The sequence below is a fragment of the Pseudomonas sp. CFBP13508 genome (assembly GCF_005233515.1).
Lineage (GTDB): Bacteria > Pseudomonadota > Gammaproteobacteria > Pseudomonadales > Pseudomonadaceae > Aquipseudomonas > Aquipseudomonas mercuritolerans.
Genome location: NZ_QFZZ01000003.1, coordinates 1 through 13,705 on the forward strand (window position 1 = coordinate 1; position 13,705 = coordinate 13,705).

The following is a 13,705-nucleotide window of genomic DNA, read 5'->3' on the forward strand; positions in this document are numbered from 1 at the left end:
AGCGGGAGGCGAATTCTACAGCGTTAATCGCTGCTGTCAACACCTCTTTTTCTCCGCTTTCGACCGAGAAGATCGAACCGTTAAAAGAGCCAAACATCACCGCTCTTTCAACTCCTTCCAGGCCTCGATGATCTGAAGCAAGCCACTGCCGAAAACTGCGTAACTCTTTGAATCTCAAGGAGTTTTCCGTTTCGACTGCGCCGGAAGTGGGGCGAATTATAGACTTCTAGAATTCGCCGTCAACCCCCAATTTCAACTTTATTCAGATTTCAGCGTAATACGTGCAAAAGCTTTCTTGCCGGCTTGGCAAACGTGAGTCGTGCCCAGTACATATATAAAGGAGCGATCAACCACCTCACCATCGACACGCACCCCGCCAGCCGCCAACAGATCTCGCGCCGCCGCTGAGTTCTTCACCAAGCCTGCCTTATTAAGGACGGCAGCGATTGGCATATCCTCAACCGAAGACAGCTCGATCTCAGGCAAGTCATCTGGAAGTTCGCCATCCTTCATGCGGTTGCCAGCGCCTCGGTGAGCGTTCGCCGCAGCCTCTTCACCATGGAAACGCGCAACGATCTCTTCAGCGAGTTTGATTTTGATATCACGTGGATTCGCCCCAGCTTCGACGTCAGCCCGGAATGCGTTGATATCATCCATCGAACGGAAGCTGAGCAACTCGAAGTAACGCCACATCAGCGCATCCGGGATGGAAACCAGCTTGCTGTACATGACGCCCGGCGCTTCCTGGATACCGACATAGTTACCCAGCGACTTGGACATCTTCTTCACGCCATCCAGACCTTCCAGCAATGGCATGGTCAGAATGCACTGTGCCTCCTGACCATACCCACGCTGCAACTCGCGACCCATCAGCAAGTTGAATTTCTGATCGGTACCGCCCAGCTCGACATCGGCGCGCAGCGCGACCGAGTCATAACCCTGAACCAGCGGATAGAGGAACTCGTGAATAGCGATCGGCTGGTAGGTGGTATAGCGCTTGTCGAAGTCATCGCGCTCGAGCATGCGAGCGACGGTGTATTGCGAAGTCAGGCGAATGAAATCCGCCGGCCCCATCTTGTCCATCCAGGTGGAGTTGAAGGCAACTTCGGTTTTCGCCGGATCAAGGATTTTGAAAACCTGAGTCTTGTAGGTCTCGGCATTTTCCAGAACCTGCTCACGCGTCAGTGGCGGACGCGTGGCGCTCTTGCCACTCGGATCACCGATCATCCCGGTGAAGTCACCTATAAGGAAGATCACTTGGTGCCCCAGTTCCTGGAACTGACGCAGCTTATTAATAAGCACGGTATGACCAAGATGCAGATCCGGAGCGGTAGGGTCGAAACCAGCCTTGATACGCAGCGGTTGGCCGCGCTTGAGCTTCTCGACCAGCTCGGACTCGACCAATAGTTCTTCCGCACCACGTTTAATCAGCGCTAGCTGCTCTTCAACCGACTTCATAACAGACCCGCAAGGCTCAGATTCAAAGGGAACCAACCATACAAGAACGCGCACCAATTACAAGTTTTGCCCGGCGCACGGACACCAATCCACAGACCCGAGGTCTGTAGACTTGCTTCAGCGATGATTTGGTTATATTTTATACAGTTATTTCATCTTCATCATGTCATTCATCTTTTCCAATTCATCTATTTCAAAGTCAAAAATTACCTATGACCACAGAACCGTCTAAAGCGCCCCCGCTTTACCCGAAGACCCACCTGCTCGCCGCAAGTGGAATCGCCGCCCTTCTCAGCCTGGCGCTGCTGGTATTTCCCTCCAGCGATGTTGAAGCCAAAAAGACGACTCTGAGTCTTGAACTGGAAAGTCCTGCTGAACAACTGACACAAGATCAAGACGCTGCTGATGCGGCTCAAGCCACAAACGAGCCGGTAGCTTCGCCGTTCGCACAAATCGAAAACAGCGACGAAAATGCCGCGCAAACCGCTGAAACCGCGCCAGCACCTGTAGCCCCTGCTGAGAAACCAAAAGAGCCTGGGCACCGCGAGGTCGTGGTTTCCAAAGGCGATACGCTGTCTACCCTGTTTGAAAAAGTCGGCCTACCGGCAGCCTCCGTGCACGAAATACTGGCAAGCGACAAGCAAGCCAAGCAGTTCAGCCAACTCAAGCGCGGTCAGAAACTCGAATTCGAACTCAGCCCGGAAGGCCAGTTGACCAGCCTGCACAGCAAGGTCAGCGACGTTGAAACCATCACCCTGACCAAGAATGACAAGGGTTATTCGTTCAACCGAGTGACTGCCAAGCCAACCGTTCGCACTGCCTACGTCCACGGTGTCATCAACAGCTCACTGTCGCAGTCCGCAGCCCGCGCCGGCCTTTCTCACAGCATGACCATGGACATGGCCAGCGTCTTTGGCTACGACATCGATTTCGCGCAGGACATTCGTCAGGGTGATGAATTCGATGTGATCTACGAGCAGAAAGTCATCAACGGCAAGGCTGTCGGCACCGGCCCGATCCTGTCGGCGCGCTTCACCAACCGCGGGAAGACTTACACCGCTGTTCGCTACACCAACAAACAAGGCAACAGCAGCTATTACACTGCCGATGGCAACAGCATGCGCAAGGCCTTCATCCGTACGCCGGTTGACTTCGCCCGCATCAGCTCGAAGTTCTCCATGGGCCGCAAACACCCGATCCTCAACAAGATCCGCGCGCACAAAGGTGTCGACTATGCAGCGCCGCGAGGCACGCCGATCAAGGCTGCCGGTGACGGCAAAGTGTTGCTGGCCGGTCGTCGTGGTGGTTACGGCAACACTGTGATCATTCAGCACGGCAACACTTACCGTACGCTCTATGGCCATATGCAGGGCTTTGCCAAAGGCGTGAAAACCGGTGGCAGCGTCAAGCAAGGTCAAGTCATTGGCTATATCGGTACAACCGGCCTTTCCACCGGCCCGCATTTGCACTATGAGTTCCAGGTCAACGGCGTTCACGTCGATCCGCTGGGCCAGAAGCTGCCGATGGCCGATCCGATCGCCAAGTCCGAACGCGCGCGCTTCCTCGCGCAGAGCCAGCCGTTGATGGCGCGCATGGATCAAGAGAAGGCCACCATGTTGGCTTCGAGCAAGCGCTAAGCCATGGCCCTGTATATCGGTGTGATGTCCGGAACCAGTCTCGACGGGCTGGACATCGCCCTGATCGAACAGACCTCGGCGATCAAACTGATCGCCACCCACTACCTGCCAATGCCTGAACCCCTGCGCGCCGAGCTGCTTGGCTTGTGCGCCAGCGGCCCCGACGAGATCGCCCGTTCGGCGATTGCCCAGCAACACTGGGTCGAACTTGCTGCGTCAGGCATCCACGCCCTCCTCGCGCAACAACAGCTTGAGCCCGAAGCCATCCGCGCCATCGGCAGCCACGGTCAGACCATTCGCCATGAGCCGGCGCGCGGGTTTACCGTGCAGATCGGTAATCCAGCCCTGCTGACTGAGTTGACCGGTATTACCGTCGTCAGCGATTTCCGCAGTCGCGATGTCGCAGCGGGTGGCCAAGGTGCGCCTCTGGTGCCAGCCTTTCACGAAGCGTTGTTTGAAGAGCGTACTGGTAACCAGGCAGTCTTGAATGTCGGCGGATTCAGCAATCTCAGCCTGATTGAGCCGAACAAACCTGTATCCGGTTTCGACTGCGGGCCGGGGAATGTTCTGATGGACGCCTGGATTAGCCGGCAACGGGGCGAGAACTATGACCGGGACGGCAAATGGGCTGCGACCGGCAAGGTTGAACCAACCCTGCTCAAGGCACTGCTCAGCGACCCGTTCTTCGTCGCCAAAGGCCCGAAAAGTACCGGCCGCGAAGTCTTCAATCTGCCATGGCTGGAACAGCATCTTTCGAACCTGCCAACCTTCGCAGCCGAAGACGTTCAGGCCACGCTGCTCGAACTGACGGCGCTGACCATCGTCGAGTCGCTACAAAGCGCTCAATCGGACACTCAGGAACTGCTGGTTTGTGGCGGCGGCGCGCACAACGCCACGCTGATGAGACGTCTGGCGGATCTGCTGCCAAATACCCAAGTCGCCAGCACCGCAACTCACGGCGTTGACCCTGACTGGGTAGAAGCCATGGCCTTCGCCTGGCTGGCGCATTGCTGCCTCGAAGGCATCGCCGCCAACCGGCCAAGCGTCACCGGCGCTCGCGGCCTGCGCGTACTCGGCGCCATCTACCCGGCATAAACTTCAGATACAAAAACGCCGCAGAACCGAAAGGCTCTGCGGCGTTTTGTTGTGTGCGCTGAAGCGCGATCAGATCGAGAACGACGAACCACAACCACAAGTCGTTGTGGCATTCGGGTTCTTGATCACGAAGCGCGAACCTTCCAGACCTTCCTGATAATCCACCTCGGCACCGGCCAAGTACTGGAAGCTCATCGGATCGACCACCAGGCTCACGCCTTCGCGCTCGACGATGGTGTCGTCATCGGCCACGTCCTCATCGAAGGTGAAACCGTATTGAAACCCTGAACAACCGCCGCCCGTAACAAATACGCGCAGCTTCAAGCGATCATTCCCCTCTTCATCGACCAGGCTCTTCACCTTGTGCGCAGCACCTTGAGTGAATTGCAAAGCCGTGGGGGTGAAGGATTCGACGCTCATGCTGACTATCTCCCGGCGTTACGCCGCCATAATGCGTGATGACGCGCATTATCCGCTTGTCCTAGAAAATTGGTCAACTATTAGAGGAGCAGCGGCAAGCTTCAAGCGGTGAGCTTCAAGCCTGCCTCTGATCTCTTGTAGCTTGTGGCTTGAAGCTCGTAGCTGCTTTTAAGGCAGCATGCCGGCGTGTGACAGGCCGAAGCGCTCGTCCAGTCCGAAGAGGATGTTCATGTTCTGCACCGCCTGACCCGAGGCGCCCTTCACCAGATTGTCGATCACCGAGAGCACGACCACCAGATCGCCATCCTGCGGACGATGCACAGCAATGCGGCAGACGTTGGCGCCACGTACGCTACGGGTTTCCGGATGGCTGCCGGCTGGCATTACATCGACGAACGGTTCGCTGGCGTATCGCTTTTCGAACAGCGCCTGCAGATTCACCGAACGATCGACCACAGTCGCGTAGAGCGTGGAGTGAATACCGCGAATCATCGGCGTCAAATGCGGGACGAAGGTCAGGCCGACATCCTTGCCCGCCGCGCGACGCAGGCCCTGGCGAATTTCCGGCAAATGACGATGACCTTTTACCGCATAGGCCTTCATGCTTTCCGACGTCTCGGAGTAAAGCGAGCCTACAGCCGCTCCGCGGCCAGCACCGCTGACGCCGGATTTGCAGTCGGCGATCAAACGCGATGCGTCGGCCAGACCTGCTTCCAGCAACGGCAGGAAACCCAATTGCGTTGCGGTCGGATAGCAACCCGGCACCGCGATCAGGCGCGCTTTCTTGATCTGCTCGCGATTGACTTCCGGCAGACCATAGACCGCTTCGTCCAGCAGTTCCGGCGCGCCGTGTGGCTGGCCGTACCATTTGGCCCATTCATCAGCATCTTGCAAACGGAAGTCGGCGGACAAGTCGATGACCTTGGTACCCGCCGCCAGCAATTCGCCCGCCAGTGCGTGAGCCACACCGTGCGGCGTGGCGAAGAACACCACATCGCAAGCGCCGAGGGTTTTGATGTCCGGCACGCTGAACGCCAGCCCGTCATAGTGACCGCGCAGGTTCGGGTACATGTCAGCCACGGCCAGACCGGCCTCGGATCGGGAAGTGATGACGACCACTTCTGCCTGCGGATGCTGTGCCAACAGACGCAGCAGTTCGACACCGGTGTAACCCGTGCCGCCGACGATACCGACCTTGACCATAAACCTGCCCTCAACGAACCCACTGGAAAGCCGTCGATAATAGGGGCCGCGCGCGCCTGCGACAACCGCCAAGGTGACGCGCGGACGCTCAAGCCTCTACTATCTGGCTACCGTGAATGAGGGAATAACCAAAAATGCTCTATCTATGGCTCAAAGCGTTTCACATTGTCAGCGTCGTCTGCTGGTTTGCCGGGCTGTTCTACTTGCCGCGCCTGTTCGTTTACCACGCGCAAAGCGCAGACACGATCAGCCAGGAACGCTTCAGCGTCATGGAGCGCAAGCTGTATCGCGGCATCATGGGCCCGGCGATGATCGCCACGCTGATCTTCGGTGGCTGGCTGATCTACCTCAACCCAAGCCTTTTCAGCCAGGGCGGCTGGATTCACGCAAAACTGACTCTGGTCGTGCTGCTGATCGGTTACCACCATATGTGCGGCGCGCAGGTCAAACGCTTCGCCCGTGGCGAAAACACCCGCAGCCATGTCTTTTATCGCTGGTTCAATGAAGTGCCGGTTCTGATATTGCTGGCTATCGTAATTCTGGTCGTGGTCAAGCCGTTCTAACTTCAATCGATAAAAATCTTCGGGGGTTCACAATGTCGCTGCCCGCTGTGTTCGAACAACGTCTGCGTCTGCCCGTGGTTGCGGCGCCGATGTTTCTGATCTCCAATCCGGAACTGGTGCTCGCCTGCTGCCGCAACGGCGTGGTCGGCAGCTTTCCGGCTCTTAACCAACGCGAAAGCAGTGGGTTCAAGGCCTGGCTGGAACAGATCGAAGCGGGCCTGGCGACGCTGGATAATCCGGCCCCTTACGCAGTGAACCTGATTGTTCATCACAGCAACCCGCGTCTGCAGGCGGATCTGGACATTTGCGTCGAGCACAAGGTGCCGATCGTTATCACCAGCCTCGGCGCGGTGAAGGAACTGGTCGACGCGGTGCACAGCTACGGCGGTCTGGTGTTTCACGACGTGACCACGCGGCGCCATGCCGAGAAAGCCGCTGAAGCCGGTGTCGACGGGCTGATTGCCGTCGCGGCCGGTGCCGGCGGGCATGCCGGCACCTGGAGCCCGTTTGCGCTGATTGCCGAGATCCGTGAGTTCTTCGACAAGACACTCTTGCTTGCAGGATGTCTGAACCACGGCCATGAGATTCTCGCCGCGCAGCTGCTCGGTGCGGATTTGGCCTACTTCGGTACGCGATTTATCGGCACAACAGAAAGTCACGCGCCTGACGCCTACAAAGACATGCTGCTGACAGCCAAGGCTGCCGACATCATTCATACTCCAGCGGTGTCGGGAGTGCCGGCCAGTTTCATGCGCCAGAGCCTGGAGGCGGCAGGTTTCGACATGGCGGCCCTGCAAGGCAAGGGCGAGGTGAACTTCGGCGACAAGCTCAAGCCGATCAACGATGAAGCCAAGGCCTGGAAGACCGTGTGGTCGGCGGGCCAGGGAGTTGGCCAGATTGACGATCTGCCGAGTGTGGATCAATTGATTGCACGGCTCGACGCTGAATATCGTCAAGCCCAAACGCGCGCTGCACAGCTGCCACAACGCTGGCCGCGCTGAAAAACATATCTGGCCAGTCCTGATCAGACTGGCTGCCAAATGAATCGCGACAAGGATGCCTCGGCCATGAGCGACACCCGTTACAAGATCGTCTTCGACGGCGCGCTACAGCCCGGCGTCGACCTCACCACCGCCAAGCTGAATCTGGCGGATCTGTTCAAAAGCGATGTGGCCGCCATCGAGCGCCTGTTCAATGGCCGCACCGTCGCTCTCAAACGTGATTTGTCCCACAGCGATGCGCAGACGTATCTGCAGGCGTTGAACAAAACCGGGATCGATGCGCGGATCGAAGCGGAAACTGCCATCGAGCTGAATCTGGCGGATGTCCACGATAACCCTGCAGCGGTGGCCGAACCGGACTCGCCTTACGCCCCACCCCGCGCAAATGTCGGCGAAACTCTGCCGCCGTTCGCCACGCTCAAGCCATTCAGCGTCGAAGGCCGGATCGGTCGCCTGCGCTTTCTGGCCTGGACCATGGTCTTGAGCCTGGTGACCCTGCCCACCGTCGGCGTGTTTGCTTTGATTGCGTTGGGCCTGGTCAGCGGCGACTCGACTACCGGCCTGATCCTCGGCGGCATTCTGGCGGTCTTCCTGTTCATTGGCTTCATGATCGTCAGCATTCTGTTCAGCGTTCAGCGCCTGCACGATATCGGCTGGTCGGGCTGGCTGTGGCTGTTGAATCTGGTGCCGTTCGTGGGCAGTTTTTTCCCGCTGATAATGATGGTCGTACCCGGCAATGCCGGCGCCAACCGCTATGGGCCGCCACCACCGCCCAACAGCTCGGCGGTGAAAGTGCTGTGCTCATTGTGGATCGTATTCTTCGCGCTGATTTTTGCCGGCGGCCTGCTTGGCGGCTTCTCGGCTGTCCAGGAAGAATATGAAAGCAATCTGGAGAGCAGCTATGACAGCGGCTCGGTGACCACCGACGAAGTCGAGGTCGTCGAACCGCCAGCGATTTCCACCGACGAAGCAGCCGAACCGGCGCAGGCCCCTGTAGACTCTGCGCAAGAATGAACAGCGCTCCCTGCCGCGACAACCGCGTCGCCGCCGCGGAGCTGTTGCGATGGAGAACTGCATGACCCGTTACGCTCTGATCACCGGCGCTTCCAGCGGCATCGGCCTGGCCATGGCCGAAGCACTGGCCCGGCGCGGCCGCAGCCTGATTCTGGTGGCACGACAGCGTGATCAGCTGGAAAGTATCGCCATCGAGCTGACCCAGCGTTTCGATGTCGAAGTATTGTTTCGTGCCTGCGATCTCGGCGAACCGTTGCGCCTGTCGGGCTTTTTGCTGGAGCTGGAAGAAGGCGATCGGCAGATCGATCTGCTGGTCAATTGCGCAGGCATGGGCACCTGCGGGCCATTCCTGGCGCAAGACTGGATGACCGAGCAGGACCTCATCGAGGTCAATATCCTCGCCCTCACCCGCCTCTGCCATGCGGTGGGTAACAGCATGGCGCTGCTGGGTGGCGGGCAGATCCTCAATGTCGCGTCGGTGGCTGCGTACAGCCCCGGCCCATGGATGAGCACCTACTACGCCAGCAAAGCCTATGTGCTGCATTTTTCCGAAGCCCTGCGCGTGGAGCTCAAACAAAGCGGCGTGAAAGTCTCCGTGCTTTGCCCCGGCCCGACGCGCACACCGTTCTTCCGAACCGCACAGATGAGTAGCGAAAAGATCGAAAGCAGCCACTCGCTGATGAGTCCGGAAGAAGTGGCACTGCATGCCGTACGCGCACTGGATAAAAACCGCGCCATCATCATTCCGGGACGGCGCAACCGCTGGCTGGCGTTCCTGCCGCGACTGGGTTCGCGCTGGCTTAACCGGACGATTGTCGGCATGGTCAATAAAGCTTACTGCCCCCGCTAGGAACACGACTTCGAAGCGGTACACTCGATTCAGCCCAACTCAACGGAGAAACAGCAGTGGATACTCTGTTCACCAAGATCATCAACCGGGAAATCCCGGCCAATATCATCTACGAGGACGACCAGGTTCTGGCCTTCCACGACATCGCCCCACAGGCTCCGGTGCACTTTCTGGTGATCCCGAAAAAACCGGTGCGCACGCTCAACGACCTGACCGAAGACGACAAGGCGCTGGCCGGGCACATTCTGTTCACCGCGCAGCGTCTGGCGCTGGAACTGGGTTGCAAAGAAGGCTTCCGCGTGGTGATGAACTGCAATGAACTTGGCGGGCAGACTGTCTATCACATCCATATGCACGTGCTGGGGCAGCGCCAGATGAACTGGCCGCCGGGCTGATTGGCGACAACCAACCGTGGGAGCGAGCCTGCTCGCGAAGGCGCCGATACATCCAACACTTCAGTAGCCGATAATCCGCTTTCGCGAGCAGGCTCGCTCCCACAAAAAAGCCTGACCGCGCAGCAAGTGACCCAGCGCAAACCCTCGCCGGCCGATTCGGTTAAACTGGCCGCCGAGATTCTTCCCGGAGGTCAGCATGACTACCCAACGTCACTACTCGCCCATAGACCGTCTGCTACTGCAAGCCGATGCCGCGATGCGCACCCTGTTGCCCTTCAGTGGCCAGCCGTACCGCCCGTCGCCAGCGATTCTGCAGCCGGATACGCAGATGAGCGATGAAGACACCCGCCATGTCGCCGGTCTGATGCGCATCAACCACACCGGCGAAGTCTGCGCCCAGGCGCTGTACCAGGGCCAGGCGCTGACCGCCAAGTTGCCGCAGGTACGCGCAGCCATGGAGCACGCGGCTGAAGAAGAGATCGATCATCTGGTCTGGTGCGAACAGCGCATCCATCAGCTGGGCAGCCACACCAGCGTGCTGAATCCACTGTTCTACGGCATGTCCTTCGGCATCGGCGCGGTCGCCGGCCTGATCAGCGACAAGGTCAGTCTGGGTTTCGTTGCTGCGACCGAGCATCAGGTGTGCAAGCACTTGAACGAACATCTGGAGCAGTTGCCGGCCGAGGACGAAAAATCCCGGGCAATTCTCGAGCAGATGCGCATCGATGAAGAACACCATGCGGAAAGTGCCCTGGATGCGGGCGGGTTTCGTTTTCCGGCGCCGGTGAAGTTCGGGATGAGCTTGCTGGCGAAGGTGATGACCAAGAGTACTTATCGGATTTGAGAACGGTACTGCTGCAGAGGGCCCCTTCGCGAGCAGGCTCGCTCCCACAGGGGGGTGGCAGAAACGAAAAAGGCGACCGAAAGGTCGCCTTTTTTGTTTCCGGGAATCTTAGGTCGGCATGTTGCGCGCGTAGAAGATTTCCAGCATTTCGTGTTTCACACGGTCGGTCACCTGGGCACGCTGCTCGGGCGAGAGGTTGCTGGTGGCATCGCCGAACAGGTAGTTGTCCAGTTCGAAGTTCTTCAGCAGCATTTTGGTGTGGAACAGGTTTTCCTGGTACACGTTCACGTCGGTCATCTGGTACGCGTCGCGGGTGTCTTCGGAGAGGTAGTTCTGGATCGAGTTGATCTCGTGGTCGATGAAGTGCTTGTTGCCTTCAACGTCACGGGTGAAGCCGCGCACACGGTAATCCACGGTCACGATGTCCGAATCGAACTGGTGAATGAGGAAGTTGAGCGCTTTGAGCGGTGAAATGACACCACAGGTCGACACGTCGATATCCACACGGAAGGTCGCAATACCGTCGTCCGGATGGATTTCCGGATAGGTGTGCACCGTGATGTGGCTCTTGTCGAGGTGGGCCAGAATGATTTCGGGCAACGGGCCCGGCGATTCTTCGATCTGGCTGTCAGTCGGGGTTACCGGCTCTTCCGAAATCAGAATCGTGACGCTGGCGCCCTGGGGTTCATAGTCCTGACTGGCGATGTTCAGGATGTTGGCACCAATGATCTCGACAACTTCTGTGAGAATCTGCGTCAGGCGTTTCGCGTTGTACTCTTGATTGATGTACTCGACGTAAGCCTGCTGGTCTTGCGGGGTCTCCGCGTAGCAGATGTCATAGATGTTGAAGCTCAAGGTCTTTGTCAGGTTATTGAACCCGTGGAGCTTGAGTTTGCTTTTCACCGTTAAAAACTCTCTATGTATGCGGCGCGGCCGCGTGATCAAGCATGCCCGTCAAGTGCGAACAACGCACCTGCGTAGGACGGTTAACACCTCTTCGCGATGGCGATTTTGGTTATCTGTTCAGGCGGATGACCTGTCGGCTGACCGATCACTGCCCTGAAAAAAGTGGCGCATTATGCAGACGTCAGCTGGGGATCGCCAGAGTCTGCACTGCTTTTATGATAGTTGAATGTCGGTTCAGCCGAGTTCGACGATTTCATAATCGTGGGTAATCGCCACACCAGCCGCGCCGAGCATGATCGACGCCGAGCAATACTTCTCGGCGGACAGCTCGATGGCGCGCTTGACCTGGGCTTCTTTCAGGCCCCGGCCCTTGACCACGAAGTGCATGTGGATCTTGGTAAAGACTTTCGGATCTTCCATCGCACGCTCTGCGTCGAGAAACGCTTCACAGCTTTCAACGGCCTGGCGTGACTTCTTCAGGATGCTAACCACATCGAAGTTGCTGCAACCGCCGACACCCAGCAAGAGCATTTCCATCGGGCGTACCCCGAGGTTACGGCCACCGGCGTCCGGCGGGCCGTCCATCACCACGACATGACCGCTACCGGATTCGCCGAGGAACATGGCTTCGCCAGCCCATTGGATGCGTGCCTTCATCGCCCAGACTCCACTGTAAAAAAAGGGTCGCCAGCTTAGCACAGCACTTTGTCCCGACAGGAACGACGTCCTAGGACGGATGCTTTCTGGCTGTAGGTAATTTCTCGAATTTACGACGAAGTGTCTGGTAAGCTGGCGCCAATTCGCTGGCGCCAATTCGTCAGCTCTGTAGCGACCGCCTTCAGCGCCTCATAACAACTCAAACATCACCGTGCAGTCTTTTCGGGATACAACCATGGTTGCTATTACCCCCACACCCAAAATCAAGAACATCGACAAGCTGTTGATGCATTGCCAGCGCCGGCGTCATGCGGCCAAAAGCAACATCATCTGCGCCGGCGATCGCTCGGACACGCTGTACTTCATCATCAAGGGTTCGGTCACCATCCTCATCGAAGACGACGATGGTCGCGAGATGATCATCGCTTACCTCAACGCCGGGGATTTCTTCGGCGAACTGGGTCTGTTTGAGCAAGCAGGTCAGGAGCAGGAACGCAGCGCCTGGGTGCGGGCCAAGGTCGAATGCGAAACCGCGGAAATCAGTTACGCCAAGTTCCGCGAGTTATCGCAGCAGGATCCAGACATTCTTTACGCCCTCAGCGGACAAATCGCACAGCGCCTGCGCAACACCACCCGGAAAGTCGGCGACCTGGCGTTTTTCGACGTCACTGGCCGCGTCGCCCGCTGCCTGCTGGAGCTGTGCAAACAGCCTGACGCCATGACCCATCCGGACGGCATGCAGATCAAAGTCACCCGTCAGGAAATCGGTCGGATTGTCGGTTGTTCACGGGAGATGGTCGGCCGCGTGCTCAAGGATCTGGAAGAACGCAATCTGGTCGACGTGAAGGGCAAGACCATGGTGGTCTTCGGTACGCGCTAAGCTCGTAAATCAGGCACTGTAAATCTGCGCCAGCATCAAACGAAACAATTCATCGAGACGCGCCAACGCCTGTGGCGCGTTGAATTTTTCATGCAGGGCGATGTGGCTTTGCGCCCTCACCCGCTGCTCCAGGCCGCAGGCTTCGTTGAAGCGATTGACCGCGGCGACCATCGCTTCGCGCTCGTCATCCATCAGCATTGCACCGTGCACCAGCCCCACCGGACGCTGGCCGCCCTGACTCTGGCGCCAGCGCTGGGCGGTGCCGACCATCTTGCGACCGTCGAGATTGACGTTGAAACGACCATCACAGAATGCGCCGTCGATTTCCCCGACTGACGACGTGCCACCCAGCTCATCCAGCAACTGACAGATCGGATCGCAAAGACGGCGGTAGCCGGTTTCGATGCGGTTCAGATCGCCTTCACTGCGAGGCGGGGCATACACCAAGGCAATGTTGATGGTTGCAGCGGATTGCGGCACCGGTTCGCCGCCGGTCTCGCGCAGCAGCACCGGCCAGCCAGCCGCAGCGGAGACTTCGCAGGCGTGGTCGAATTGCGCGAGACGGTTGAGGCGGCGCGGCATGACCAGCGCGCGGTCGGTGGGTTGCCAGAACAGCAGGCCGAATTCGGCGTCGCCAGCGCAGACCGAGGCCAGCAAGTCCTGCTCGGCTTGCAGGCCGGATTCGATGGTCAGCGGGGTTGGCAGCGACATAACAGGCTCCGGCAACATGGAAATCTTTAGCGGTTTCGATGGCCCCTTCGCGAGCAGGCTCGCTCCCACAC

The 13,705-nt window shown here is 58.4% G+C and carries 15 protein-coding genes; 9 read left to right on the forward strand and 6 right to left on the reverse strand.

Annotated features, from left to right (window positions below; genetic code table 11):
- Positions 1 to 258 precede the first annotated feature (258 nt).
- Entirely contained in the window at positions 259 to 1,458 is a 1,200-nt protein-coding gene (gene tyrS, locus PspCFBP13508_RS08400) for a tyrosine--tRNA ligase (RefSeq protein WP_137214596.1), read from the reverse strand.
- A gap of 212 nt (positions 1,459 to 1,670) precedes the next feature.
- Here tyrS and PspCFBP13508_RS08410 point away from each other — a divergent pair, with 212 nt between their 5' ends.
- Both PspCFBP13508_RS08410 and PspCFBP13508_RS08415 read left to right on the forward strand, forming a co-directional pair.
- Positions 1,671 to 3,095, forward strand: a complete 1,425-nt coding sequence (locus PspCFBP13508_RS08410) for a peptidoglycan DD-metalloendopeptidase family protein (protein ID WP_110603590.1) — start codon at positions 1,671 to 1,673, stop codon at positions 3,093 to 3,095.
- A gap of 3 nt (positions 3,096 to 3,098) precedes the next feature.
- Positions 3,099 to 4,190: an anhydro-N-acetylmuramic acid kinase gene (locus PspCFBP13508_RS08415; RefSeq protein WP_137214191.1), complete on the forward strand. Its 1,092-nt coding sequence runs from the start codon at positions 3,099 to 3,101 to the stop codon at positions 4,188 to 4,190.
- 69 nt (positions 4,191 to 4,259) lie between these two features.
- Here the strand turns inward: PspCFBP13508_RS08415 and erpA are convergent, their stop codons facing one another.
- Both erpA and argC read right to left on the reverse strand, forming a co-directional pair.
- Positions 4,260 to 4,610, reverse strand: coding sequence for an iron-sulfur cluster insertion protein ErpA (erpA, locus tag PspCFBP13508_RS08420; RefSeq protein ID WP_007918905.1), 351 nt, complete (start codon positions 4,608 to 4,610; stop codon positions 4,260 to 4,262).
- Positions 4,611 to 4,778: 168 nt separating this feature from the next.
- The gene (gene argC, locus PspCFBP13508_RS08425) at positions 4,779 to 5,813 is read right to left on the reverse strand and encodes an N-acetyl-gamma-glutamyl-phosphate reductase (RefSeq protein WP_130911503.1); all 1,035 of its coding nucleotides are present in this window, start codon (positions 5,811 to 5,813) and stop codon (positions 4,779 to 4,781) included.
- A 134-nt stretch (positions 5,814 to 5,947) separates the two neighbouring features.
- On the opposite strand from argC, the gene hemJ reads away from it, so the two are divergent.
- The 6 genes from hemJ (at position 5,948) to coq7 (ending at position 10,480) form a co-directional block, all read left to right on the forward strand.
- Positions 5,948 to 6,376 carry a protoporphyrinogen oxidase HemJ gene (gene hemJ / locus PspCFBP13508_RS08430; RefSeq protein WP_039757756.1) on the forward strand — a complete coding sequence of 143 codons (429 nt, stop codon included), beginning with the start codon at positions 5,948 to 5,950 and terminating at the stop codon, positions 6,374 to 6,376.
- Positions 6,377 to 6,408: 32 nt separating this feature from the next.
- A complete protein-coding gene (locus PspCFBP13508_RS08435) occupies positions 6,409 to 7,377 on the forward strand; it encodes a nitronate monooxygenase family protein (protein ID WP_137214192.1) in 969 nt (322 codons plus the stop codon).
- Between the two features lie 66 nt (positions 7,378 to 7,443).
- Positions 7,444 to 8,391 carry a DUF805 domain-containing protein gene (locus PspCFBP13508_RS08440; RefSeq protein WP_137214193.1) on the forward strand — a complete coding sequence of 316 codons (948 nt, stop codon included), beginning with the start codon at positions 7,444 to 7,446 and terminating at the stop codon, positions 8,389 to 8,391.
- A gap of 61 nt (positions 8,392 to 8,452) precedes the next feature.
- Positions 8,453 to 9,241, forward strand: coding sequence for an SDR family oxidoreductase (locus PspCFBP13508_RS08445; RefSeq protein ID WP_137214194.1), 789 nt, complete (start codon positions 8,453 to 8,455; stop codon positions 9,239 to 9,241).
- Between the two features lie 56 nt (positions 9,242 to 9,297).
- On the forward strand, positions 9,298 to 9,636 hold the full coding sequence (locus PspCFBP13508_RS08450) for a histidine triad nucleotide-binding protein (RefSeq protein WP_137214195.1): 339 nt from the start codon (positions 9,298 to 9,300) through the stop codon (positions 9,634 to 9,636).
- Positions 9,637 to 9,832: 196 nt separating this feature from the next.
- Complete coding sequence (gene coq7, locus PspCFBP13508_RS08455; RefSeq protein ID WP_041476678.1) at positions 9,833 to 10,480, forward strand: 2-polyprenyl-3-methyl-6-methoxy-1,4-benzoquinone monooxygenase; 648 nt, start codon at positions 9,833 to 9,835, stop codon at positions 10,478 to 10,480.
- 108 nt (positions 10,481 to 10,588) lie between these two features.
- On the opposite strand, the gene speD is transcribed toward coq7, so the two are convergent.
- Complete coding sequence (gene speD / locus PspCFBP13508_RS08460; protein ID WP_024014530.1) at positions 10,589 to 11,383, reverse strand: adenosylmethionine decarboxylase; 795 nt, start codon at positions 11,381 to 11,383, stop codon at positions 10,589 to 10,591.
- 237 nt (positions 11,384 to 11,620) lie between these two features.
- The gene (locus PspCFBP13508_RS08465; RefSeq protein ID WP_137214196.1) at positions 11,621 to 12,043 is read right to left on the reverse strand and encodes an OsmC family protein; all 423 of its coding nucleotides are present in this window, start codon (positions 12,041 to 12,043) and stop codon (positions 11,621 to 11,623) included.
- A 235-nt stretch (positions 12,044 to 12,278) separates the two neighbouring features.
- Here PspCFBP13508_RS08465 and crp point away from each other — a divergent pair, with 235 nt between their 5' ends.
- Positions 12,279 to 12,923, forward strand: a complete 645-nt coding sequence (gene crp, locus PspCFBP13508_RS08470; RefSeq protein WP_016772920.1) for a cAMP-activated global transcriptional regulator CRP — start codon at positions 12,279 to 12,281, stop codon at positions 12,921 to 12,923.
- 9 nt (positions 12,924 to 12,932) lie between these two features.
- Here the strand turns inward: crp and PspCFBP13508_RS08475 are convergent, their stop codons facing one another.
- A complete protein-coding gene (locus tag PspCFBP13508_RS08475; protein WP_122692444.1) occupies positions 12,933 to 13,634 on the reverse strand; it encodes a lipoate--protein ligase family protein in 702 nt (233 codons plus the stop codon).
- Positions 13,635 to 13,705: the final 71 nt, after the last annotated feature.